The organism is Luteimonas suaedae (assembly GCF_008312895.1).
Taxonomy (GTDB): Bacteria; Pseudomonadota; Gammaproteobacteria; order Xanthomonadales; family Xanthomonadaceae; genus Luteimonas; species Luteimonas suaedae.
Window position 1 is genome coordinate 212,200 of record NZ_VSSP01000001.1, and the last position, 23,465, is coordinate 235,664.

The window sequence follows — 23,465 nt, forward strand, 5'->3', positions numbered from 1 at the left end:
ACAGGTGCCGGGGATGCCCGGACGAAGCCAGCAGACAACCTGGTACCGCAGCAATGGCGTGTGCCGCAGTTGAAAGCGGGCACAAGACCGCCGGGACGGATAGTGCTAAATTGCCCGCGTTCTGCATCACCCGCCTAGGGGAGAGGCGTGATGCGGCAAATGGTGATACCGCCGCCGGCACACGCGCCGGCACCGCGGATGGCGTCGCGACCCTGAGGGCGGCGTCGCCTTCGCGGTGAAGGGGGCCAACTGGGGAGGGGGATGGGATGTATCGAGATCTGGCCGCATGGCGCCACCGTGCACTGCTCCTGGGTTTGCTTGGACTCGCCTGCTGGGCGCCGCAGGCGGCGGCATCCTCGTTCTGCCAACTGGTCAACAGTCCCGACGGCACCCCGCGCACCGGTAGCCTGGAGCCCAACCAGAACCTCAACATCAACGGCCCCAACTCGTGGGCGAACAATGCCGGCGACAAGGTCACGGTGGAGATCTCCAATCCCACCGGACTTGATGCGAGGGGAACGTTCACCGGCGGCGGCTTGCACATTTCCTTCTTTGGGCCTGGCGTGTTCGAAGGGACGTCTTCGGACTACTACTCGGGTGGTGGCGGCACCATCTACATCAGCTCCCAGGAAGGCGGGTTCGACTACACCATCAGCTGCGAATCCGCGCTGCCGGTGCTGGCCAGCGTGACCCCCGGCAGCGGCGGTGCGGGCACCACCGTGACGCTGGGCGGGCAGGCGCTGTACGGTTTGGCGGACGAGGTGGCAGTCACCATCGGCGGCGTTGCGGCCACCATCACCAACAACACCGGCCCCTCGATCACCGCGACCGTGCCCGACGGTCTTGCCGTCGGCAGCCACGACGTGACCGTCACCACCGACGCCGGTGCCTCCACGCTGCCCGACGCGTTCACCGTCCTGGCCGCCAACCAGCCGCCGGTCAACAGCGTGCCCGGCAGCCAGACCGTGGAGCAGGATGGCGCCCTGGTGTTCTCCAGCGGCAACGGCAACCTGATCTCGATCAGCGATCCCGACGCAGGCGGCGGCAACGTACGGGTGGAATTGGCGGTGACCAATGGCGTGGCGACACTCGGGAGCACGGCCGGGCTTGCCTTCTCTGTGGGCGACGGCACCGAGGATGCGTCCATGACGTTCGAGGGCGCGCTGTCCAGCATCAATGCGGCCTTGAACGGAACCACATACACGCCCACGCCCGGCTACAACGGCGCCGGCTCGCTGCAGATCACCAGCAACGACCTCGGAAACACGGGCACCGGCGGCGCGATGACCGACACCGATACCGTCGCGATCACCGTCCTGGCGGCCGACACCGAGCCGCCCGCGGTGACCGCGATTGATCGCGTCGACGCCTCCCCCACCAACGCCGACAGCGTGCGCTATGCCGTGTCCTTCTCCGAGGCCGTCACCGGCGTCGACGCCGCCGACTTTTCGGTGACCGCCACGGGAACGGCGACCGGCGCCGTCGCTTCGGTCGCGACCGCCGATTCCACTCTCTACACCGTCACCGTCAACGGCATCGGCGGCGATGGCACCCTGCGCCTGGACCTCAACGGCAGTGGCACCGGCATCATCGATGCCGCCGGCAACCCCGCGGCCGGCTTCACCGGCGGACAGGCGTACATCGTCGACGACGTCGTGCCCGTGGTGACGTCGGTCAGCGTGCCGGCCAACGGCCGCTACCTGGCGGGTGACGCGCTCGACTTCACCGTTCACCTGAGCGAGGCGGTCATCGTCGACACCGCCGGTGGCATCCCGTACCTGGAACTGACGGTGGGTTCCACGTCGAGGCAGGTGAGCTATGTGTCGGGCTCCGGCACCGGTGCGCTCGCCTTCCGCTACATCGTGCAGGCCGGCGACCGCGACTACGACGGTGTGATGCTGGGCACGACCATCGTCGCCAACGGCGGGACCTTGCGCGATGCGACGGGGAACGACACCGCCCCCGCGCTCAATGCCGTGGGCAACACGAGCGGCGTGCTGGTGGGGGCAGGCGAGCAGACCATCACCTTCGGCGCGCAGGCAGCGCAGGCATTCGTGCCGGGCGGCACGTTCGCGCTGGACCCGGTGGCGACTGCGAGCAGCGGCCTGCCGGTGAGCTACGGCACCCGCACCGCTGGTGTCTGCACGATCAGCGGCACCACGGTGACGATGCAGTCTGCCGGCACCTGCACCATCGCCGCCGACCAGGCGGGCAACGATGACTACGATGCCGCGCCGACGGTGACGCAGGACATCGCGATCGGCCAGGCGGCGCAGGCGATCACCGCGTTCGCCGCCGATCCGGCGGCGCCGGCGTTCGTGCCCGACGGCACGTTCACGGTGTCGGCGACCGGAGGCGCGTCGGGCAACCCGGTGCTGTTCGGTACCGCGACGCCGACCGTCTGCACCGTCAGCGGCAGCACGGTGACGATGCAGTCGGCCGGCACCTGCACGCTGACCGCCGACCAGGCCGGCAACGACGACTACAGTGCGGCGCCACAGGCGCGGCTGGATGTCGCCATCGGCGCCGGCAGCCAAACGATCACCTTCGGCGCGCAGGCGGCGCGAACGTTCGCCGCCGGCGGTACGTTCGCACTGGCCCCCATGGCGACCGCCAGCAGCGGCCTGCCGGTGAGCTACGGCACGCAGACGGCTGAGGTGTGCACCATCAGCGGCAGCACGGTGACGATGCAGTCGGCGGGCACCTGCACCGTCGCCGCCGACCAGGCGGGCAACGACGACTATGCGGCCGCCGCGACCGTGACGCAGGACATCGCGATCGGCAAGGCCGTGCAGGCGATTTCGCAGTTCGCCGCCAATCCGGACGCGCCGACCTACGCGGCGGGTGGCACGTTCACGGTCTCGGCCACCGGTGGCGATTCCGGCAACCCGCTGGTCTTCGCCAGCACCTCGCCCGGGGTCTGCACCATCGAGGGCGCCACGGTGACGATGCTGTCGGCAGGGGCCTGCGCGCTCACCGCCGACCAGGCCGGCAACGACGACTACGCCGCGGCGCCGCAGGCGACGCTCGAGGTGGCGATCGCCGCGGCCACGCCGACGCTGACCTGGCTCGAGGACCTGCAGAAGATCCTGGGCGATCCCGCCTTCGACCTGCCCGACCCTGACAGCGACAGCACCGGCGCCTTCAGCTACACGAGCAGCAACGTGGGGGTGGCGACGGTAAGCGGGTCCACGGTGACGATCGTCGGCACCGGTACGACGACACTGATGGCCACGCAGGCCGCGGCGGGCAACTACACCGCGGCCACCGTGGGCCTGACGCTCACCGTGGCGACGCGCCCGGATCCGACGCTCGATGCGGAAGTGGTCGGCGGCCTGCAGGCCCAGGTGGACGCCAGCGTGCGCTTCGCCAACGCTCAGCAGGACAATATCCGCGGCCGCCTGCGCCAGCTGCGCGACGGGCAGGGCAATGCTTCGGCCAACCTCCTGACGTTCAGCGCGAGCGCAGGCAGCGGGCCTGGGTTGTCGCTCGGTACGGAGCAGCTGGGCGCCGGCGTGCCCTCCCTGGCGCATGGCTGGGGCCTGTGGGTGGCCGGCACGATCTCGCTGGGCGAGCGCGATCACCGCAGCGGGTCCAGCGGTTTCGACTTCCGCAGCAATGGCGTCACCCTTGGCGTGGACCGTCTGTTCGGCCGGAACCTGGTCCTGGGTGTCGCCGGCGGCTTGGGCTGGAATGACACCGACTTCGACGATTCGCCCTCGCAGCAGGACGCGCGACAGCGCAGCCTGGCGCTGTACGGCCTGTGGCGGGGCGATGGTCCGCTGTTCGTCGACGGTCAGCTGGGACTGGGGCGGCTGGACTTCGATCTGTGGCGCTGGAGCGAGCTGGCCGATGCCACCGCGCAGGCAGGGCGCGAAGGCGACCAGCTGTTCGGCGGCCTGACCGTCGGCTATGAACACGCCGGTGAACGCAGCCGCCTGGCCGGGTACGGACGCTACGACGCGAGCCACACCACGCTCGATGCCTACCACGAAAGCGGACTGGGCATCTACGATCTCTCCTACGGCAGGCAGACCATCGACAACAGCACGCTTGCGCTGGGCGTGGAGGGCAGCTATCAGCTCAAGGCAACGACGGTATCGCTGCGTCCGTACTGGTCGCTCGAGTACAGGCAGGCGCTGGAGAATCGCGGCGATGCGCGGTTGAACTACGTGGTGCAGCCGGTGATGCAGGACTACCTGCTGGGCATGCGCAGCTACAACGACGACACCTTGGCCCTCGGCGCCGGAATGGACGTCGACCTGGACTCGGGATGGAGCCTGTCGTTCCTGCTGCGGCGCGAACAGTCCTCCGGGGTCGGCTCCGCCAACAGCTTCGGCCTGCGGGTTTCCTACGGGCAGGCATTGGGTGCGGATGGGGCGATGCGTGGCGATGCGGGATACATGGCATCCGGAATCGATCCCTTCCGGGCGATCGATCCGCATACCGGCCTGCCGCTGCAACCCTGACGGCGGCGACGCGGACGGCGGGGCGTACAAGCCGCCCTGCCGATCCGTACAACCAGCCCGGTGCCGGCGCAGGCCGCGTTGCGGCGCGAAGGCGCGGGCGGTGCTCGATCGCCACACAGAAGTCTCGGCTGGCGTCTGTCGATTCCGGTACGGCCCGATCGTCGTCTGCAGTAAGCGGCGCTTCTTGCCCGCGATGCTACGACCTGCGCGGCGGCCATTCGGCTCCGCGTTCCCAAGAAAAAACAGGATGACCCATGCAAACCGCCTCCGACCATCCATCTTCCTCCGCCTCCGGACCTGGCGCCCGCGATCACCGCTGGCACGCGCTGATCGTCGTCTGCCTCGGCGTGTTGATGATCGTGCTCGACACCACCGTGGTGAACGTGGCGTTGCCCTCGATCAAGACCGACCTGGGTTTTTCCGAGGCGGCGCTGGCGTGGGTGATCAATGCCTACATGCTCACCTTCGGCGGCTTCCTGTTGCTTGGTGGGCGGCTCGGCGACCTGTTCGGGCACCGTCGCCTGTTCCTGCTGGGCCTGGTGCTGTTCACCGTCGCCTCGCTGGCCTGCGGGCTGGCCGGCTCGCAGACCTTCCTGGTGGTGGCGCGGGCGGTGCAGGGGCTGGGTGGCGCGGTGGTCATGGCGGTGGCGCTGTCGCTGATCATGACGCTGTTCACCGAACCGGGCGAGCGCGCCAAGGCGATGGGCGTGTACAGCTTCGTCTGCGCCGGCGGCGGCAGCGTCGGACTGCTGCTGGGCGGCGTGCTGACGGACCTGCTGTCCTGGCACTGGATCTTCCTGATCAACATCCCGATCGGCATCGCGGTCTTCGTCGCCTCGACCCGGCTGCTGCCTGGCCGGCACGCGGCGGGCGGCAAGGGCCCGCTCGACGTCGTCGGCGCACTGACGGTCACCACGGCGCTGATGCTGGCGGTATACGCCGTGGTCAACGGCAACGAGGTCGGCTGGGGATCGGGCACGACGCTGGCGATGCTGGCGGTCGCGGCCGCGCTGCTGGCGGCGTTCTTCGTGATCGAGTCGCGGGTACGCGCGCCGCTGATGCCGCTGGCGATGCTGCGCCTGCGCAACGTCGCCACCGCCAACGTGGTCGGCGTGCTGTGGTCGGCGGCGATGTTCGCCTGGTTCTTCCTCTCGGCGTTGTACCTGCAGCTGGTGCTCGGCTACAGCCCGATGCAGGTGGGGCTGGCGTTCCTGCCCGGCAACCTGATCATGGCGGCATTCTCGCTGGGCCTGTCGGCGCGGCTGGTGATGCGCTTCGGCGTACGCCTGCCGCTGGCCGCCGGCCTGCTGCTCGCGGCGGTCGGGCTGGCGCTGTTCGCGCGCGCGCCGGTCGACGGACACTACGTCGCCGACGTGCTGCCCGCCATGCTGCTGCTGGGGATCGGTGCGGGCATGGCCTTCAATCCCATGCTGCTGGCGGCGATGAGCGACGTCGAGCCGGACCAGGCCGGGCTGGCCTCGGGCGTGGTCAACACGTCGTTCATGATGGGCGGTGCGCTCGGCCTGGCGGTGCTGGCGAGCGCCGCGGCCGCGAGCAGCGAAGGCCAGTTGGCGGCGGGCGCCGAACGCGTGGCCGCGCTGGCCGGCGGTTACGGCACCGCCTTCCTGGCGGGCGCGTGCTTCGCCGCGGTGGCGGGTATCGCAGGCGGATTGCTGCTGCGCACGCGCACGCCGGACAGGGAGTCGGGCGAGCCGGCCCTGGCGGCGTCCTGATCCTGGGCCGCCGGGCCTGCATGCGTTCTGGTGCCGAAGGTGGGACTCGAACCCACACGCTTTTTACGGCGGCGGATTTTGAGTCCGCTGCGTCTACCGATTCCGCCACTTCGGCGCGGGCGCAGAGTATAGCCGAGGCCGGCGCGTCGGTTGACTGGGGCGGCTTCAGAATCCGCCGTAGCGGGCCATGGCGGCGGCGAGGACGAAGATCGCCGCGATCAGCGCCAGCTGCAGGCGGACGAAGCCGCGCATGCGGGCCAGCTCCGCCACGGCGGGGACGAAGCCGGGATCGGCCCGCAATGCCTTGCGCCAGCGCAGGACGCGCAGGGTCGGGACCACGGACAGCGCGGCGACCAGCAGGAAGGCGCCGAATTTGGCGTGGAACCATGGGTTGTGCAGGTAGTACTGCCAGCCCTTGATCCCGTAGAGCAGGCGTAGCCCGCCGACGATCAACAGCAACCCCGCGCTCATGCCGTAGCCGGCGTCGATGCCGGCGAGGCGGCGGACGGCCGCAGCGTCGACGGTGCCGCGCAGGATCGCCGATTCCAGGACCAGCATGGCGACCAGGCCGAAGATCAGCAGGTGATGGGCGGCGGCGAGGAGGAGATCGAGGAGCATGGCGGCGGGACCGAGGAAGCCTGCCCGTCAGTCTAGGCGGCCCTGCGGGCAAGCGGCAGGTGCCGGAAGGCATCGCCTTTCGTCATTTCCGCCTTCGCGGGAATGACGGGGCTGAAGCGGGAATGACGGCACTCGGGTAAGCGCCGTTCATGGCAGAAGACACCTCTGGCACGCCACCAGATGATCCGTCTGGTCTCGCAAGGAGTTCGCTCATCCAGCCCGAAGGGGGCGGGAAACGTGCCCTCAGGCAGCGCGGTCGACGCTCAGGCAGGACTCGGTGCGCCGATACCACTCGCCCTGTTCGTGCACGAACTTGGCACAGTGGTCCATTGGCGCCTTGTAGATGTGTACCGACACCGCGACGCTGCGTCCGCTGACGTTGCCGATGGTGTGGTACTCGTGCGGCGGGATCAGGCTGCCGGCGCTGCCGGCACCGGCCTGCAGGCCGCCTGCGGCGCGGAAGCGGAAGCGGTCGCCGTCCCGCTCGAGGAGCTCAAACTGGGTGATCTCCAGTTCGCCTTCCCAGACCCCTTCCACGCACCACAGCCCGCAATGGTCGTGCACCGGCGTGCCCTGGCCCGGACCCCAGGTCATGGCGACGATGCTGTAGCCGTGCTCGGGGCTGCGGTAGATCTCGCGGCGGGCGTAGTGGTCGGCGATCGGCTCGTACACGCAGCCGGGCAGGCGCACCTCGGGGTCTCGCATCATCTCGCACAGGGTGTTGCGCAGCGCGGCGGTGATGGCGTGCTCATCGCCGCTGGCCACGGCGGCGTCCACCGCGGCGATGAACTTGTCATGGCCGTCGAAAGAAATATCGGGCTGAGCGGAACCTGTCATGCGGACATTCTAAGCCCGATGCGCCGTGGCTGCCCAAACCCCGCCGCTCCGCGGCGGGGCGCGGTGAACACCCGGCGCCGCGGTCTCCTTCGGACCGGATCGGCCCCTGCGGAAGTGGCGGCGGCATGTCGCCGCCGGGAAGTCGCGACACCTGTCGGCGCCCGCACCCGGTCGCGACTTGCCGATGGCGGCATGCCGATGGCGGCATGCCGTCGCCACTCCCACAGGCTTCCGGCGCCGGCCGCTCGCGCGGTAGCCGCTGCCACCCTCGCAGGGTGTTGGCGCCGGGACAGGCCGCTTGCAAGCCGCCCGATCCCGGGTTAGCTTCGGTCCATGCCGCTTCACACCGCCATCACCCGCGCCCCGTCCAACGCGAACAATCCGCGTTCGAATCATCGCGCGCCCACGTGGCGGGTCGGCGGACAGGCATAGGCGGCAACACGAATACCTGACCTCCCCGAAACCCGCGCACCGCGCGGGTTTTTGCGTGGTGCACCCGGACCGCGTCCTCGCCCGGACACGGATCGCGTTCCCGAACCACGACACGGAGAAAACCCCCATGTGCTCGATCCTCGGAATCTTCGGCCTGCAGGCCGGCGACGATGCCGCCGCGCTGCGCCGGCAGGCGCTGGAACTGTCGCAGCGCCAACGCCACCGCGGCCCCGACTGGAGCGGCGTGTACCTCGACGACGGCGCCATTTTGGTCCACGAACGCCTGGCGATCGTCGATCCGGCCGGCGGTGCGCAGCCGATCCGCTCGGCCGACGGCCAACTGGTGCTCGCAGTCAACGGCGAGATCTACAACCACGCCGAACTGCAGGCGGCGCTGCGCACGTCCTGGGACTTCCAGACCGGTTCCGACTGCGAGGTGATCAGCGCTCTCTACCGCGAGAGCGCCGCGGCCGGGGACGATCCGGCCGGCTTCCTCGAGCGCCTCAACGGCATCTTCGCCTTCGCCCTGTGGGATCGCGCGCGGGGCAGGGCGCTGATCGCCCGCGACCCGATCGGCGTGTGCCCGCTGTACTGGGGCCACGACCGCGAAGGCCGGCTGCGCGTGGCCTCGGAGATGAAGTCGCTGGCCGACAGCTGCGCCGACGTGGCGCAGTTCCCGCCCGGCCACTACTACGACAGCGCCGCCGATGCGCTGGTGCGCTACTACGCGCCCGACTGGCGCGATTACGACGCCGTGGAAGGGGTGGCGGTCTCGCCGGACGCACTGCGCGAGGCGTTCGAGCGCGCCGTGCACCGCCAGCTGATGAGCGACGTGCCCTACGGCGTGCTGCTCTCCGGCGGCCTGGACTCCTCGCTGGTCGCCGCGGTCGCCGCGCGCTACGCGCGCCGGCGCGTGGAGGACGACGACCGCAGCGAGGCCTGGTGGCCGCGCTTGCACTCGTTCGCCATCGGCCTGCAGGGCTCGCCGGACCTGGCCGCCGCCGAGATCGCCGCCGAGGCCATCGGTACCGTGCACCACGGCTTCGAGTACAGCTTCGAGGAAGGCCTGGACGCGCTGCCCGAGGTGATCCGCCACATCGAAAGCTATGACGTCACCACCATTCGCGCTTCCACGCCGATGTACCTGCTGGCGCGGCGCATCAAGGCCATGGGCGTGAAGATGGTGCTCTCGGGCGAGGGCAGCGACGAGATCTTCGGCGGCTATCTGTACTTCCACAAGGCGCCCGACGCGCGCCAGTTCCACGAGGAGCTGGTGCGCAAGCTGGACGCGCTGCACAACTACGACTGCCTGCGCGCCAACAAGTCGATGATGGCCTGGGGCGTGGAGCCGCGCGTGCCGTTCCTGGACCGCGAGTTCCTGGACGTGGCCATGCGCATGGACGCCAGTTACAAGATGGTCGGCGCCGGCGGCGATGGCCGTCGCATCGAGAAGGGGGTGCTGCGCGAGGCGTTCGCGGGCTACCTGCCCGAGTCGATCCTGTGGCGGCAGAAGGAGCAGTTCAGCGACGGCGTCGGTTACGGCTGGATCGACGGCCTCAAGGCGCACGCCGAAAGCCAGGTGAGCGATCGCGAACTCGCCGCCGCCGCGCGTCGCTTCCCCGTCAATCCGCCGCAGACCAAGGAGGCGTACCACTACCGCAGCCTGTTCGAGCAGTGCTTCCCCACGCCCGCCGCCGCGCAGAGCGTGCCCGGCGGCAAGTCGATCGCCTGCTCGTCACCGACGGCGATCGCCTGGGACGCGGCGTTCGCCGATGCAGCCGACCCGTCGGGGCGGGCGGTGGCGGGGGTGCATGCCACCGCCTACTGAACCGTCGCGCCACCGGCTCGTTCGCTTGCCGAGGTACTACGCGACCCGGCTCACGCTGTGCGGCAACGAGGCTACGATCTCCTCGGTATCGACGACTTCGGCGAACTCGGCGCGCAGCGTCGCCAGATGCGCGCGCTGGACGTCGTCGGCCGCGACCGTGCCGCCGGCGCCATCGGCCAGGTCGAAGCAGCAGCAGGCATCCCCGACCACGGTCACGCGGTAGCCGAGGTTGGCGCCGACCCGCGCCGTGGTCGACACGCACATGTCGGTGCTGATGCCGAACAGCACGATGCGTTCGATCTGGAGGCGGCGCAAGCGCAGGTCGAGATCGGTGCCGATGAAGGCGGCATTGACCGATTTGGCCACCAGCGCCTCGCCCGCCTGCGGCGCGAAGCCCGCGCGGAAGCCGTTGCCGGGGTGGCCCGGCGCCAGTGACGACCCGGGCTGGACCGAATCGTGGCGCACGTGGATCAGCGGCAGGCCGCGCTCGCGCCACGCAGCGAGCAGGCGCAGGCCGTTGGCCTCCATCGCAGGATTGTTGCGGCGCGGCCATGGCGGGTCGTCGAAGCCGAGCTGGACGTCGATCGGGATCAGCGCCGTCCGCGCGTCGAGGTTCATGCCTCTTCCTCCACGGCCGCGACCGGCGCCGCGTCGGCCGGGTGCCCGCCATAGGCGCGCTCGACCCGGGCAATGCGCAGCTGGTACTGCGCATACCAGTGCTCGCGGCCGTACTCGCGTGCGGCGCGGTGCTCGGTATGCTCGCGCCAGGCGGCGATCGCGGCCTCGTCGGTGAAATAGGCCACGGTGATGCCGAAGCCCCCGGCATCCCTCGCGGACTCGGCGCCGAGGAAGCCGGGCTGCTCCTGCACGAGATCGAACAGCCGCGCGGCGGCGGCGTCGTAGCCGGCAGGATCCAGGCCGTTGCGCTGGGACGAGAAGATCACCGCGTAGTATGGCGGCGCGGGCAGGCGGGCGAAACCGGAGTCGTGCGACATGGCGGAAAGCGGCAGTGGAGAGGACCGCACTGTGCCGCTCGCCGGCGCCGGTCTCAACCCGGCACAATGCCGGTCCCGCCCGTCGCCCGCCGCCTGCAGATGAAGACCCTCGATGCGACCGACCGCAGGCTGATCGCGCTGCTGCAGGACAACGCGCGCCTGTCGACGGTGGCACTGGCCAAGGCGGTCGGCCTGTCGCGCAGCGCGGTGCAGGAGCGGATCCGGCGGCTGGAGCGCTCCGGCGTGATCGTCCAGTACACGCTGCGCCTGGGCCAGGGCGATCCGTTGCAGGCCTGGCTGCTGCTGCGCCATGCCGAAGGCTTCAGCTGCGACGACGTGATGCCGTTGCTGCAACCGCTGCCGCAGGTACGCCTGTGCCAGAGCGTGGCCGGCGAGACCGATCTGATGGTGCTGGTCGAGGCCGCCGGCCCGGGCGAGCTGTCGGACCTGCGCGAACGCATCGCGGCCTTCAAGGGCGTGGACGACGTGACCACGGTGCCGGTGCTGCGCATCATGCTCGATCGGCGCTGAGCATCGGCGTTCGCAGCGGCACGATGCGTCGTCTCCGCTTCAGGACCGGTACGCGCAGGGATCGAATGCCACGCCGATAAATCCCCTGTTGCCGGACTTCTGCAACCGGAATGGCGCCGACGAGGGGCGCGTCCTGTCGATCCATCATTCGACCATGTATGCGATATCCGATGCGGTCGTTGGATAGGCGAACATCGTAGTCGCCAACTGGCTTGCGGTCAGTCCATGGCGAATGGCGAGCGCGAAAACGTTGATCACCTCATCGGCGTGCGGGCCGACGAGATGCGCGCCGAGCACGCGCCCGCTGTCTTCTTCGATCAGCACCTTGTGACCATAGACCGGCTCGGCGGCCTGCTTCGAGGTGAACCAGCTAGACGCCTTCTGGCAGTTGACCCGGAACACGAGCCCCTGTTGCCTGGCCTCGGCCTCGGTCAATCCGACCGCGGCAATGGGCGGTACCGTGAACGCCACGCTGGGCACGCCCGTGTAGTCGGGCTTGGCGTGATTGCCCTGCAGCAGGTTCGCGGCCACCATCTTGGCGTCGTGGCCGGCTACCGGCGTCAGCGGTGGGCCCGCCTGGGCGCAGTCGCCGGCGGCGTAGACCGCGGGATTGGAGGCGCTCTGCAGATACGCGTTCAACTCGAGTCGCCCCTTGTCGTGCGCCACGCCGGCGGCTTCCAGGTCGAGCGCTTCGAGCGCCGGCGTGCGGCCCGCGGCATGGACCACCAGATCGGCCTCGAACGTCGCCTTGCCGTTCGCCCCCGATGCGCCGACGCGGAACCCGGTGGCGGTTTTCTCGACCGCTTCGACTGTCATCCCGGTGTGGACCTTGATGCCGACTTCCCCGAACTTCTCCATCAGCCAGCCGACGAGTTCAGGCTCGAAGCGGGCGAGGATTCGTTCGCCGTGTTGCAGGATCGTCACCTCGGCGCCGGCCCGTGCAGCGAGATGGGAGAACTCGGCGGCGATGTAGCCGCCACCCACGAGCACGATCCGCCCAGGCAGTTCGTCGAGCTCGAGGAAGCCCTCGTTAGTGACCAGGTACTCCTCGCCGGGAATCCCCAATTTGTGGGCCTCGGCGCCTGCCGCGATCAGGACGTGCTCGGCCTCCAGCGTTTCGCCATCGACATCGATCGCGTTCGGGCCGGTGAACATGGCCTTCCCGCGGAAGACATCGATGCCTTCGTCGGCGTAATGGGCCTCCTGCTGGGCGGGAACGGGATCGGTAAAGCCACGCTTGAACGCCATGAGGCCGGGCCAGTCGATCCCGACGTTCCCGGCGACGCCCTTGTCGCGCATGCGCCGCACGTGGTCGATGGCGCTGGCGCCGCCTATCAGCACTTTCTTGGGGTCGCACCCGCGCAGAGCGCAGGTGCCACCGAGGGGACGGAAGTCGATGACGGCAACACTCCAGCCGGCGGCCCGAACGCGCGTGGCGACCACCCGGGCGGCGGTGCCCGTGCCGACGACGACGAGCCTGTAGTGCTTTGCCATCTGCTTCTCCCTGGTCGCCATGTGGGAGTAATACGCTATCACTGCGGCTGTGCCGGGCACAGCGAGCGGCGCAGGACCACAAGGGGACAAGCGAAGGCGCACGCGAAGCGGCAAGCAAGAGCGGGGACTGCGCCGGCGCCCGTCGGCGAAGTGAACCGGCCCTGCACGTGCGTACGCCGTGCATGCTCGAGCTGTCCCGCGATGTTGAAATGGAGAGCGTGGGCCCGCGGTTCGGCGACGATATGCCGTTTCCCCATGCGCCGCCGTCGAACTGCCCCGGCCCCTGCCCAAGGTGATCCTGAAGGTTCTGCGAGAAGCATCCCGCCGCCATATCGCAGCGGTCGACGATCGCTCCCCTCAACGTTCCGCCCACCCCAGCCCGTCGGGTGAGCCATCCGGGTGCGATGCCCAGTACAGGCGGTTGACGCCGCCGGGGCAGCCGGCGCCTTGCCGGTAGTCCGAGAGCATGCCGTCCTGGCTTGCCAGATCGACGCGATAACAGCTGGAGTGCGAATCGCGGAACACGTAGCGCTGGATGCCGTTCCACCGCGTCTGGTCGCCGGTGTAATCCGGGTCTGGCGCGAATGCCAGGTCGACCTCGTGGTCGAGGCGTGTGTGATAGCGTTCGATGCCGGGGCGCTGGCGGTCCGTTCGCTGCGAGAATGCCTGCTGCAGATCCACCGAACGTTCATGTTGCGGAGCTTCCGCCCCCGGATGAATGGCATAGGCCACGGTCAGCGGATAGCGCACCAGCTCCCGGTCTTCCGCAATCAGGTCGCCGTCCAGGTAGCGCCGGCTCGTTCCCTTCGCGACGCTCTCCAGCTCGAGGTCGAGACGGTACGCATCCGCATCAGTTGCAGAAGGATCGTAGGCATAGGGCACGAGCAGGTTCTCGAAGCTGAGCGTGCGCTCCACCGTGCTATGGACACGGCCGCGCGACGTATCGGCATAGCCTTCGATGACGTAGTTCCGGTGCGATGTCGTGGTGACTTGCCCGCTGATTTCGCCCGATCCGTTTCGCGCGAGTGTGCTGGTCTCTTCCGGAGCGTGCATCTGGCCCGCCAGGGTGTTGCGCGTGACCAGGCCGACGACCTGGCTGGCGCCGGGATCGCGATAGATCAGCAGCGTGCCGGAAAGATGGAAATCGGCGATGTCGCCGCCGCTGGCGACGGACAGCGCGACCTGATGCGGTGCGCCGTCGCTGAGCAGCCCGGCGAACGGCGTCAGGTCGATTCGGTAGGGCATGAAGTTCAGCGCCAGCGGCGCCGGCGCCGGCTGGAATAGCCGCGCCGAGCTCCAAACGGGGTTGAGCAGGGGATGGACCTTGGGATAGATCGGCGCGAGGCCCGCGGGCTGGCCGTCGATGCTCACCTGGAGTTCGCGGAAACTGCCGCCGCTGCAGCCCTGCGGCTGTTGATTGCCGTCCAGGCCGACACGATTCGGGCCGATGGCGAGCCGGCTGGCCAGCTCCGGGAACCGGGCCATGGCCTCGTCGGGCATGCAGGTGAACCAGAACAGGTCATCGCCGAATCGTGCCTGCGCCATCACGTCCAGATAGGCGCGTTCGACATTGCGCGGGAGCGTGAGCGATGCGGCGAGCTGGTCGTCGGGCGTGCTCACGTCGTGCCAGGCGTCCGCCGACAGCGGATGCACCGCGTCGGGCACGCGCGGTGCGGGGCTGCTCGCGTCTGGCGGATAGAAGAGCAGCGTCGCGGATGCGTAGTAGGGCGAGTTGAATTCGCCGTAGCGCGTCTGCCCCCGCATCTCGACCAAGCCGATTCCGGAGGTGCCGAGGACCGCGCTGTAGTCGGTCACGTCGCGCTCGGCGCGCCAATGCGTGGGCACGTCATTGTATTGCGCCCCGCCGCTGAAGAGCGGCACGCCGTCGATGGACAGGTGTGCAAGTACGACGCCATCCAGAGTGGCGGACGGATCGGCATTGTGGAATTCGATCTTCAGGACCACCTTGGACCATGGGCCGGGACAGTCGGCTGGTGGCTCGTAGGCGAAGTCACTCGTCTCCGTTTCGAAGATCCAAAAGGGACCGGGCGTTGTGGCCTCCGCATCGCGGAACAGATCCTGCACGCACGGCGTTCCCGACGGGCGCGGCACCCGTGGCCCAGCGGTCACCGTGTCGCGTGTGCCGATCGGTGGTGCCGCAGTCGTGGCCGTGCCATGCGATACGGGTGATGCTGCGGGAAGCGGCGCAGCGTAGGCGCACAGGATCATCGCGATCGAGAGCCCCATCGATCCGAGGCTGCGCGTCGCATGCAACGGCGTCTTCATGCTGGCCCCTCACTCGTCAAGCGCCACAATTTACGCTAGCACCGCAATTGTGTAGGCGAGAATCATGTTCTTGAATTCGTAGTGCGATGCGGCCCCGAACGCACGAAGTGCCGTGCGGCTTTGCTTCTGATCTGCGCGATCCACGAGCCCGCGGCGCATGCCCGCGCCTGTCCGGATGGGGCGAAGACGAGGCGACACACCCAACCACATTGGTATCGCCGCGAATTCACCTTAGATTGGCTCCCCTGTCCAATGGTTGACGCCGTCATGCACGCCCCTCGCACTCGTACCATCTGCATGCTGGTCTATGCGGGCGCACAATCGCTGGACATCAGCGGCCCGCTGGAGGTTTTCGCCTTGGCAAGCCGCCAGGCGCAGGAAGAGGCGCCCGGTATCGAACCGCTCTACCGCTTGCTTCTCCTGTCCGTGGACACTCAGCCGGTGGTCCTGGCGTCGGGTCTGCGCCTGCTGCCGGACACGGCGTACGCCGACATGCCGGAACACATCGATACCCTGATGGTGTGCGGAGGCATGGGCGATTCGCTGGACGCCGTACGGTCGGATCGCAAACTGCTGCTATGGTTGCGAGCGGCGGCGGGGCAGGTGCGAAGGGTTGCTTCGGTCTGCAGCGGCGCCCTGTTGCTGGCCGAGGCCGGTGTCCTCGACGAGCGCCAGGCGACGACGCACTGGAGCGACGTGCAGGAACTCCGCCAGCGCTATCCCCGGGTGCGGGTGCAGGCGGACGCCATCTATACCCGCGATGGAGATATCTGGACCTCGGCCGGGGTCACCGCAGGCATGGACCTGGCGTTAGCCATGGTCGCCGCGGACCATGGCCAGGCCCTGGCGCTGAAGGTGGCCAAGCGGATGGTCATGGCGAGCAAGCGGTCCGGAGGACAAAGCCAGTTCAGCGATCAGCTGCAGGCACTGGACCTGCCCGACCAGTTCGCCCAGCTGGAGGCGTGGATCCGCGGAAATCTGCGCCTGCGCCTGGATGTAGAACAACTGGCCCAGCGCCTGCACATGAGCCCGCGACAGTTCACCCGCAGGTTCAGCGCCGTGTTTTCCACGACGCCGCAGAAGTACGTGGAACAGCTGCGCATCGAGGCCGCCAAGCCGCTGTTGGAAAGCTCCCGCAAGGATATCCGGCGAATCGCCACCGAGTGCGGTTTTAGTTCCGCCGAGGCCATGCGCCGGGCATTCGCACGTCGGCTGGGCGTCTCTCCCAGCGACTACCGGGCTCGCTTCGGCGCGGCGTGAGATGTCCTGATCGGCGTGCCTGATGTCCGCATCCGTGCGTTGGTCTCGGCTACCTTTCCCGCCTGACCCACGGGGAAATGCATATGCGCCAGGCAATGATCAAACTCACGTGCGTCCTGCTTGGCCTGTTGTCCTGTCCTGCGTGGGCCGCGCATGCGCCGCATACGCAGCCGGAAGTCCGGGTGGGCATCGTCCTGTTCGACGGCGTGCAGATCATCGATTTTGCCGGGCCCTACGAAGTCTTCGGCGCCGCCGGCTTTGGCGTGGTGACCCTGTCACACGATGGCAATCCCGTCACCACGGCGATGGGACTGACGGTGACGCCGGATGCCGGTTTCGCCGACGCCCCGCCCTTCGACGTACTGCTGGTCCCCGGCGGCGACGTCCACGAGGCGGAACGCGATCCGCAGGTGCTGTCGTTCGTCCGCGAGCGCGCGGCCGGAAGCCGACACGTCCTGTCGGTCTGCACCGGCGCCTTCGTCCTGGCCGGGGCGGGCCTGCTCGACGGCCTCGAGGCCACCACGTTCACCCCGCGCATCGACGAGTTCGCCCGCCGCTATCCGTCGGTCGACGTGGTCAAGGATGTCCGCTGGGCCGACAGCGGCCGCATCGTCACCTCGGCCGGCTTGTCCTCGGGCCTGGATGCGGCGCTGCACATCGTCGCCCGGGCGCAAGGGGCGGAGCGGGCGCAATCGGTCGCCATGCACCTCGAGTACGACTGGAAGCCGGACGGAGGCTTCGTCCGCTCGCGCATGGCCGATCGCTATGTGCCCCGGTCGCTGGAAGCGGCGGTCGACTGGCCCGAGGACCTGGTCATGAACAAGGACATCTCGATCGGCGACGAGCAGCAGTGGCGCATGCGCTTCGATGTCACCTCCGCCACGCCGGCCGACGACCTGCTGCAGCGCATCGCCACGGGAATGGATGGCGCGTCAGGCTGGTCGCGGGATCCCCGTGCGAATCGCTGGATCAGTCAACAGGAAGGGCGTCGCGTGGCACTCTTGCTGGAGACGACGCCGGGATCGAGCGTGCAGGACTACCAGCTTGAACTGCGCGTGCACGCAGAGGAAGACTGATCCGACCCGTCGTGCTGCATGGATCTGCGACGGGCTCGTCGGGTCTGCCGAACGGCCCATGCATGAGTCGATATCGGGTGCACGCCAGCCAGGGCGTCGTACTTCGCGGCCAAGCTCACTTCTCCTCCGGCGCTGCGGGTCGCAGGCGGAGCGAATGCAATGCCTCGCCCGGCAGAAATGGCGTCGGCGTTCCCTCCACCCAGTTCGCGTGCCCCGCGCCCCAGAACGGCGACAGCGGATGGCCGCTCTGCCCGCCGGGCATGTGGGCGATGCCGTCTTCCTCGTGGCCGGGCGAGACCACCATGCGTTCCGACGCGCCGACGGCGGGACCCTGCACGCGCGGCACGTTGCCGTCGCCGGGCAGCGGGTCGGGCGGCATGCACAGCAGGCGTTTGCCGACGAGCGGGATGGCGCCGGCCAGCGGGTGGCAGATGGCGGCGGTGTTGCGTTCGCCCCAGGTGCGTTCGTGGAGCGGGCCGCTGGCTTTGAGCTCTTCGCGGACATCGGCGGCGGCGTCCTCGAGCAGGGCGGTCCAGGTGTCGTAACCGCGTGGCAGCAGGTGCATGGGGCGTTGCTGGAGCAATGGCCAGGCCACGCCTTCGAGCTGGTTGAGCGCGGGCATCTCAAAATCGTCGCCCAGTGCGGCGCGGGCGGGAGCGGTGAGGCCATCGGCGACGCGATCGTGCACGGCCAGGCGCCAGGCGCGGACGATGCGATAGCTCACCGAGTCCGTGCTGGCGCGGCCTTGCCACGTCTGCGCGGCCTCGGCGAGTGCGTGCAGGGCCGAACCATCTTCCGCTTCGGCGGCGGCGCCGCGCAGCAGCCGCCACCAACCTTCGAGCAGCATGGCGCGATCGTCGAGCTGGATGGCGAGCAGGTCCTGCTCGGTGAAGCGGTCGCGCGCGGTCAGGCGTTCTCGGATCTGGTAGGCGCGGATGCCGAGGGCATAGCCCGCATCGCCGATGCGCTGCAGGGCCTCGCCGTCGGCGACGCGGCTGTTGGCGGTCCACAGGCGGTCGGCGGTGGGGGAGGCGAGCATGGGGCTGGCGGCGGTGGTGATCGACCAAGGCGGACAAGTGGTGTCTTCGTTGGGCCCGGGAATTGCCTCCGTTAGTTCTCGGGCCACGTCCTGGGCAGGCTCTTTGGGTGCATTCCCCTGCCGTGGGCGGGAAGTCAGGATGGCCTCGCAATCGGCGTCGCGCTGCGCGACCGGGCCGAGCAGGCGCCAGGCGACACGGCCGGCGCGGTCGCCGATCAGCAGGTTCTGGGTGGGAATGGCGGTGCGGTCGGCGGCGGCGAAGGCGGCGTCCAGGTTGCCGGCGTACGCCAGATCGAGCAGGCCGAGGTTGAGCGCGCCGGGCAGGTGCGCGGCCCAGCGCAGGGCCAGGGCGGCGCCATCGGGTTCGCGGTGCAGGATCGGGCCCCACTTGGTTTCGTCCACGCTGAGGGCGACGGGATCGGCGCCGGCCACTGCGATGACTTCCTCGTGCGTCGTAATGCGATCGCAGCCGGCTTGCGCGCCGGTCCCGGTGCACGGATGCACGCGGCGCCAATCCAGGGTATCGATGTAGCTGTTGGTGTAACCCCAGGCGACGTGGGTGTTGCTGCCGACCACCACGGCCGGCAGGCCCGGCAGGGTGAAGCCGCTGACGTCGACCCGGCCGCAGGGAGCGCTTGGATCCGGGTAGCGCAGGCGCGCGCGGAACCAGATGTTGGGTGCGCGCAGGCCGAGATGCATGTCGTTGGCGACGATGGCGCGGCCGTCGCGGGTGAGAGTGCCGGCGACGGCGAAGTTGTTGCTGCCAGGAACGATGTCGGCGGCGGATGGGGGTATGGGCTGGCCGAAGATGGATCCCGGCGTACGCTGGGATGACGACGTGAGGGATGACGGATTGCGAGGGGAATGCCTGTTGGATGCGTGATCGTGCGGCGAGCGTTCGCTGGGCGGTGGCGCGTGCTGTGCCGCCGACCTGGCGTCATCGGGTGCGGGGAGGGTGCGGAGATCGACTTCGTCGGCGCTGGGAAGTATGGCGTCGCCGCGCGATTCGCCCATCAGCGGCGCGTCCCAGCGCGAGCCGTCGTGGGTGAGAAGGTCGTACAGCGCAGGCGGCAGGTGCGGGCGGAGTTGCGATAGCGCCAGCTCGCGTTTGTTCTGAGAATCCTGCAGGTCGAAGTACATGGCGAAGCCGGCTAGCGCAGAGTCGGCCGGCGTCCATGGTTGCGGTGACTGGCCGAGCAGCAGGTAAGGCCACGGTCGAGCGCGCAGGGCATCGCGGCCGGCATTGACGCCGTCGGCATAGGCCTGCAGCTGCGGCAGGCGCTCGCCGGCGATCTCGGCAAGGTCGGTCTCCACCCGTGCGCGCATGCGGTGCACGCGATGCCTGCGGTCGGTGTCCACGGCGATCGGACCGAACAGCGCGGCCAGTTCGCCGGCGGCGGTACGGCGCATCAGGTCCATCTCGAAGTAGCGTTCCTGCGCGTGTAGGTAGCCGAGTGCGCGGATGGCGTCGGTTTCGTTGGCGGCGTCGATGGTGACGACGCCGAGCGCATCGCGCGTCACTGAGACCGGGGCGGAAAGGACGTGCAGGGCCATCTCGCCCTCGAGCGTCGGCAGGCTGCCGCGCAGCAGCCACCAGGCGGTGAGCAACACCATCACAACCAGCAGCACGAGAAGCAGCGCCAAGCGCTTCAGCCAACGAAGCATTGTGGTCTTTCCCCCGGAGTTGCGCCGATTGTAGGCGCGATGCAGGCGGTCGCGGCAACACTGGCCGCCAGTCGCGACGCCCGGCAGAGGGAAACCGCTGCCGTGCTCAGGGCAGTCAAGCGGCTGCGGGATCTCGGCGTTGCAGGGCGTAGGCGACGGTGGACAGTGCGGTGATCCCCTCGGCGGCGAAGCCGGGTTCGCGGTCGAGGATGTCACGGCGCTCGAGAACCTCGACGGTCCAGCTGGCCGCCAGGCCGGCGCGCACCTCGGCTTCGTCGACGGAGAACGGCGGGCCCTGTTTCTGGTGTTGCGGATATTCCAGCGTGACCAGCACGCCGCGACAGCCGGCCGGCAGGCGCGCGTAGAGCTCGCGCAGGTAGGGCGTGCGCAGCTCGGGCGGCAGGGCGATCAGCGCGGCGCGATCGAATACGGCCCGGCAGTCGGCGAGTGCGGCGGCGTCCAGGTCGAAGGCGTCGCCGCAGATGAGCTCGATGTCGCCGGCGCTGTAGTGGGTGCCGTAGCGGGTCTCGTGGATTTCGGGCGTGAGTGCGTGTTCGTCGAAGAACTGCTCGATCGCAAGGCGGCTCAGTTCCACGCCGAGGACGCGGTGGCCGCGCGCCGCCAGCCAGGCCATGTCGAGCGACTTGCCGGCCAGCGGCACGAACACGCGGCTGCCGGGCGAAGCGCCGATCGCATCCCAGTGACCCTCCAGCAGCGGGGTGATGCGCTCCTGGTGGAAGCCGATGCGGCCTTCCTGCCAGCGCTGGTGCCAGAAGTTCGGGTCCATGTCTGTTTCGCCTCCGTCCGTTCCTACAGAAGGTTGCGACGGCGGTGCTATTCCACTACCAGTCCGTCGACCTTCTGCCATCCACGCGGCAGCAGGCCACCGCGCTGGCCGCGGCTGCCGAGGTAATTCTCCAGGTCGCGGAACGACAGGCTCATCGTGCGCGTGCCGGACTTCACCTGCAGGGTGCCGCCCGGCGGCACCACGGCCACCGCCACCACGCGCTCGGTGCCGCGCTTGGCCTTGGGAATCTCGATGATCTTGTTGCCCTTGCCGCGGTCGAGTTCCGGCAGTTCCGCGACCGGGAACGCCAGCAGATGCCCGGCGCTGGTGACGGCGACGATGCGGTCGGTCTCGACGTTGGTCACCGGCGCCGGTTGCACGACGCGCGAGCCGGGCGACAGCGTCAGCATGGCCTTGCCGGCCTTCTGTCGCCCGACCAGGTTCTCGAAGCGGGTCACGAAGCCGTAGCCGTGCGAGGACGCCAGCACGAAGCGGGTATCGGGCTCGCCCGTGGCCAACGCCTGGAACGACGCGCCGGCGGCCGGCGAAAAGCGTCCGGTCAGCGGTTCGCCGTTGCCGCGGGCAGAGGGCAGGGTATGCGCAGTGGTCGAATAGCTGCGGCCGCTGGAATCGAGGAACGCCACCGGCTGCGTGCTGCGGCCGCGCATCGCCGCCAGCAGTGCGTCGCCCTCGCGGTAGGACAGCGTGGAGGCGTCGACGTCATGGCCCTTGGCCGCGCGCACCCAGCCTTTCTCGCTCAGCACGACCGTGACCGGCTCGCTCGGTACCAGGTCGGTCTCGGCCAGGGCCTGTGCCGCCTCGCGCGCGACCAGTGGCGAGCGCCTGGCGTCGCCGAACTTCTTGGCGTCGGCCAGCAGCTCGTCCTTGATCAGCTTCTTCAGCTTGGCCTTGCTGCCGAGCGTGGAGATGAGGCGATCCCGCTCGCTGTCAAGCTCGTCCTGCTCGCCGCGGATCTTCATCTCCTCCAGCCGCGCCAACTGCCGCAGCCGGGTCTCGAGGATGTAGTCGACCTGATCGTCGCTCAGTTTGAAGCGCTTCTGCAGCACGGGGCGCGGCTCGTCCTCGCTGCGGATGATGCGGATCACCTCGTCGAGGTTGAGGAAGGCGACCAGCAGGCCCTCCAGCAGGTGCAGGCGGCGCTCGACCTTGTCCAGGCGGTGCTGCAGGCGCCGGGTGACGGTGTCGCTGCGGAACTGCAGCCACTCGGCCAGCATCGCCTTGAGATTCTTGACCTGCGGGCGGCCGTCGAGACCGATCACGTTGAAGTTGGCGCGATAGCTCCTTTCCAGGTCGGTGATCACGAACAGGTGGCCCATCAACTGCTCGGCATCGACCCGGCTGGAGCGGGGCACCAGCACCACGCGCACCGGATTGGCATGGTCGGACTCGTCGCGGATGTCCTCCAGCCAGGGCAGCTTCTTGGCGCGCATCTGCGCGGCGATCTGCTCGATCACCTTGCTCGGCGAGACCTGGTGCGGCAGCGCGGTGATGACGATGTTCTGGTGTTCCTTCTTCCAGGTGGCGCGCGCGCGGATCGCGCCGTGGCCGGTCTCGTACAGCGCCAGCAGGTCGGCGGCCGGGGTGATGATCTCGGCGCTGGTCGGGTAGTCGGGACCGCGCACGTGCTCGCACAAGTCGCGCACGCTGGCCTTGGGATCCTCGAGCAGGTGGATGCAGGCGCTGACCACCTCGTTGAGGTTGTGCGGCGGCACGTCGGTGGCCATGCCGACCGCGATGCCGGTGGTGCCGTTGAGCAGCAGGTGCGGCAGGCGCGCCGGCATCCAGCTCGGCTCTTCCAGGGTGCCGTCGAAGTTCGACGTCCAGTCGACCGTGCCGTGCGCCAGCTCGCCGAGCAGCACCTCGGCGATTGGGGTCAGCCGCGATTCGGTGTAGCGCATCGCCGCGAACGACTTCGGATCGTCGCTGGAGCCGAAGTTGCCCTGGCCGTCGACCAGCGGGTAGCGGTACGAGAACGGCTGCGCCATCAGCACCATCGCCTCGTAGCAGGCCGAGTCGCCGTGCGGGTGGTACTTGCCGATCACGTCGCCGATGGTGCGCGCCGATTTCTTCGGCTTGGCGGCGGCGTTCAGGCCCAGCTCGCTCATGGCGTAGATGATCCGCCGCTGCACCGGCTTGAGGCCGTCGCCGATGAAGGGCAGGGCGCGGTCGAGGACCACGTACATCGAGTAGTCGAGGTAGGCGCGCTCGGCGTACTCGCGCAGCGGGATCTGCTCGAAGCCGTGGAAGGCGGTGCGGACGGTGTCGGTCATGTCGTCGGTGGGGACTTCGCTGAAGGCGGATGCAATCGCGCAATTCTACCGGGATGGGCCGCTTCGCCCGCGGACGGGCGCGAACCAGCCGGTCCGGCGCGGGCGGGCCTTCGCAGGAGCGCGC

The 23,465-nt window shown here is 69.1% G+C and carries 15 protein-coding genes and 1 tRNA gene; 6 read left to right on the top strand and 10 right to left on the bottom strand.

The window, feature by feature from the left end:
* Positions 1 to 266 precede the first annotated feature (266 nt).
* Entirely contained in the window at positions 267 to 4,469 is a 4,203-nt protein-coding gene (locus FXO19_RS00985; RefSeq protein WP_149193192.1) for an autotransporter domain-containing protein, read from the top strand.
* A gap of 254 nt (positions 4,470 to 4,723) precedes the next feature.
* On the top strand, positions 4,724 to 6,202 hold the full coding sequence (locus tag FXO19_RS00990; RefSeq protein ID WP_149193193.1) for a DHA2 family efflux MFS transporter permease subunit: 1,479 nt from the start codon (positions 4,724 to 4,726) through the stop codon (positions 6,200 to 6,202).
* A 28-nt stretch (positions 6,203 to 6,230) separates the two neighbouring features.
* Here FXO19_RS00990 and FXO19_RS00995 read toward each other — a convergent pair.
* The 3 genes from FXO19_RS00995 to FXO19_RS01005 all read right to left on the bottom strand — a co-directional run bounded on the left by FXO19_RS00995 (position 6,231) and on the right by FXO19_RS01005 (position 7,657).
* Positions 6,231 to 6,317: transfer RNA gene (locus FXO19_RS00995), tRNA-Leu, on the bottom strand.
* A 50-nt stretch (positions 6,318 to 6,367) separates the two neighbouring features.
* Complete coding sequence (locus FXO19_RS01000) at positions 6,368 to 6,820, bottom strand: DUF2214 family protein (RefSeq protein ID WP_149193194.1); 453 nt, start codon at positions 6,818 to 6,820, stop codon at positions 6,368 to 6,370.
* A gap of 243 nt (positions 6,821 to 7,063) precedes the next feature.
* Positions 7,064 to 7,657, bottom strand: a complete 594-nt coding sequence (locus FXO19_RS01005; RefSeq protein ID WP_149193195.1) for a cysteine dioxygenase family protein — start codon at positions 7,655 to 7,657, stop codon at positions 7,064 to 7,066.
* A gap of 559 nt (positions 7,658 to 8,216) precedes the next feature.
* Here FXO19_RS01005 and asnB point away from each other — a divergent pair.
* Positions 8,217 to 9,917 (top strand): asparagine synthase B, encoded by a 1,701-nt coding sequence (gene asnB / locus FXO19_RS01010; protein ID WP_149193196.1) that lies wholly within the window; start codon positions 8,217 to 8,219, stop codon positions 9,915 to 9,917.
* Positions 9,918 to 9,953: 36 nt separating this feature from the next.
* Here the strand turns inward: asnB and FXO19_RS01015 are convergent, their stop codons facing one another.
* The gene (locus FXO19_RS01015; RefSeq protein ID WP_149193197.1) at positions 9,954 to 10,535 is read right to left on the bottom strand and encodes a cysteine hydrolase family protein; all 582 of its coding nucleotides are present in this window, start codon (positions 10,533 to 10,535) and stop codon (positions 9,954 to 9,956) included.
* Positions 10,532 to 10,912, bottom strand: coding sequence for an antibiotic biosynthesis monooxygenase family protein (locus FXO19_RS01020; RefSeq protein WP_149193198.1), 381 nt, complete (start codon positions 10,910 to 10,912; stop codon positions 10,532 to 10,534). The genes FXO19_RS01015 and FXO19_RS01020 overlap by 4 nt, the downstream gene beginning before the upstream one ends.
* A gap of 66 nt (positions 10,913 to 10,978) precedes the next feature.
* On the opposite strand from FXO19_RS01020, the gene FXO19_RS01025 reads away from it, so the two are divergent.
* Entirely contained in the window at positions 10,979 to 11,443 is a 465-nt protein-coding gene (locus tag FXO19_RS01025; RefSeq protein WP_149193199.1) for an Lrp/AsnC family transcriptional regulator, read from the top strand.
* 144 nt (positions 11,444 to 11,587) lie between these two features.
* On the opposite strand, the gene FXO19_RS01030 is transcribed toward FXO19_RS01025, so the two are convergent.
* Both FXO19_RS01030 and FXO19_RS01035 read right to left on the bottom strand, forming a co-directional pair.
* The gene (locus FXO19_RS01030; RefSeq protein ID WP_149193200.1) at positions 11,588 to 12,937 is read right to left on the bottom strand and encodes a dihydrolipoyl dehydrogenase family protein; all 1,350 of its coding nucleotides are present in this window, start codon (positions 12,935 to 12,937) and stop codon (positions 11,588 to 11,590) included.
* 357 nt (positions 12,938 to 13,294) lie between these two features.
* Positions 13,295 to 15,223 carry a peptide-N4-asparagine amidase gene (locus tag FXO19_RS01035; RefSeq protein WP_149193201.1) on the bottom strand — a complete coding sequence of 643 codons (1,929 nt, stop codon included), beginning with the start codon at positions 15,221 to 15,223 and terminating at the stop codon, positions 13,295 to 13,297.
* A gap of 297 nt (positions 15,224 to 15,520) precedes the next feature.
* On the opposite strand from FXO19_RS01035, the gene FXO19_RS01040 reads away from it, so the two are divergent.
* Both FXO19_RS01040 and FXO19_RS01045 read left to right on the top strand, forming a co-directional pair.
* Positions 15,521 to 16,483 (top strand): GlxA family transcriptional regulator, encoded by a 963-nt coding sequence (locus tag FXO19_RS01040; RefSeq protein WP_149193202.1) that lies wholly within the window; start codon positions 15,521 to 15,523, stop codon positions 16,481 to 16,483.
* Between the two features lie 95 nt (positions 16,484 to 16,578).
* On the top strand, positions 16,579 to 17,559 hold the full coding sequence (locus FXO19_RS01045; RefSeq protein ID WP_187775574.1) for a DJ-1/PfpI family protein: 981 nt from the start codon (positions 16,579 to 16,581) through the stop codon (positions 17,557 to 17,559).
* 115 nt (positions 17,560 to 17,674) lie between these two features.
* Here FXO19_RS01045 and FXO19_RS01050 read toward each other — a convergent pair whose 3' ends face one another.
* The 3 genes from FXO19_RS01050 to parC all read right to left on the bottom strand — a co-directional run bounded on the left by FXO19_RS01050 (position 17,675) and on the right by parC (position 23,341).
* Complete coding sequence (locus tag FXO19_RS01050) at positions 17,675 to 20,263, bottom strand: penicillin acylase family protein (RefSeq protein ID WP_149193204.1); 2,589 nt, start codon at positions 20,261 to 20,263, stop codon at positions 17,675 to 17,677.
* Positions 20,264 to 20,378: 115 nt separating this feature from the next.
* Positions 20,379 to 21,050, bottom strand: coding sequence for a thiopurine S-methyltransferase (locus FXO19_RS01055; RefSeq protein ID WP_149193205.1), 672 nt, complete (start codon positions 21,048 to 21,050; stop codon positions 20,379 to 20,381).
* Positions 21,051 to 21,097: 47 nt separating this feature from the next.
* On the bottom strand, positions 21,098 to 23,341 hold the full coding sequence (gene parC, locus FXO19_RS01060) for a DNA topoisomerase IV subunit A (RefSeq protein ID WP_149193206.1): 2,244 nt from the start codon (positions 23,339 to 23,341) through the stop codon (positions 21,098 to 21,100).
* Between the last annotated feature and the right edge of the window lie 124 nt (positions 23,342 to 23,465).

Excerpts from the sequence above, each read along its gene's own strand:
- FXO19_RS01020 (WP_149193198.1), bottom strand. The coding sequence starts at position 10,912 with ATGTCGCACGACTCCGGTTTCGCCCGCCTGCCCGCGCCGCCATACTAC.
- FXO19_RS00990 (WP_149193193.1), top strand. The coding sequence starts at position 4,724 with ATGCAAACCGCCTCCGACCATCCATCTTCCTCCGCCTCCGGACCTGGC.
- FXO19_RS01005 (WP_149193195.1), bottom strand. The coding sequence starts at position 7,657 with ATGACAGGTTCCGCTCAGCCCGATATTTCTTTCGACGGCCATGACAAG.
- asnB (WP_149193196.1), top strand. The coding sequence starts at position 8,217 with ATGTGCTCGATCCTCGGAATCTTCGGCCTGCAGGCCGGCGACGATGCC.
- FXO19_RS01030 (WP_149193200.1), bottom strand. The coding sequence starts at position 12,937 with ATGGCAAAGCACTACAGGCTCGTCGTCGTCGGCACGGGCACCGCCGCC.
- FXO19_RS01000 (WP_149193194.1), bottom strand. The coding sequence starts at position 6,820 with ATGCTCCTCGATCTCCTCCTCGCCGCCGCCCATCACCTGCTGATCTTC.
- FXO19_RS01055 (WP_149193205.1), bottom strand. The coding sequence starts at position 21,050 with ATGGACCCGAACTTCTGGCACCAGCGCTGGCAGGAAGGCCGCATCGGC.
- FXO19_RS01045 (WP_187775574.1), top strand. The coding sequence starts at position 16,579 with ATGATCAAACTCACGTGCGTCCTGCTTGGCCTGTTGTCCTGTCCTGCG.
- parC (WP_149193206.1), bottom strand. The coding sequence starts at position 23,341 with ATGACCGACACCGTCCGCACCGCCTTCCACGGCTTCGAGCAGATCCCG.
- FXO19_RS00985 (WP_149193192.1), top strand. The coding sequence starts at position 267 with ATGTATCGAGATCTGGCCGCATGGCGCCACCGTGCACTGCTCCTGGGT.
- FXO19_RS01025 (WP_149193199.1), top strand. The coding sequence starts at position 10,979 with ATGCCGGTCCCGCCCGTCGCCCGCCGCCTGCAGATGAAGACCCTCGAT.
- FXO19_RS01015 (WP_149193197.1), bottom strand. The coding sequence starts at position 10,535 with ATGAACCTCGACGCGCGGACGGCGCTGATCCCGATCGACGTCCAGCTC.
- FXO19_RS01035 (WP_149193201.1), bottom strand. The coding sequence starts at position 15,223 with ATGAAGACGCCGTTGCATGCGACGCGCAGCCTCGGATCGATGGGGCTC.
- FXO19_RS01050 (WP_149193204.1), bottom strand. The coding sequence starts at position 20,263 with ATGCTTCGTTGGCTGAAGCGCTTGGCGCTGCTTCTCGTGCTGCTGGTT.
- FXO19_RS01040 (WP_149193202.1), top strand. The coding sequence starts at position 15,521 with ATGCTGGTCTATGCGGGCGCACAATCGCTGGACATCAGCGGCCCGCTG.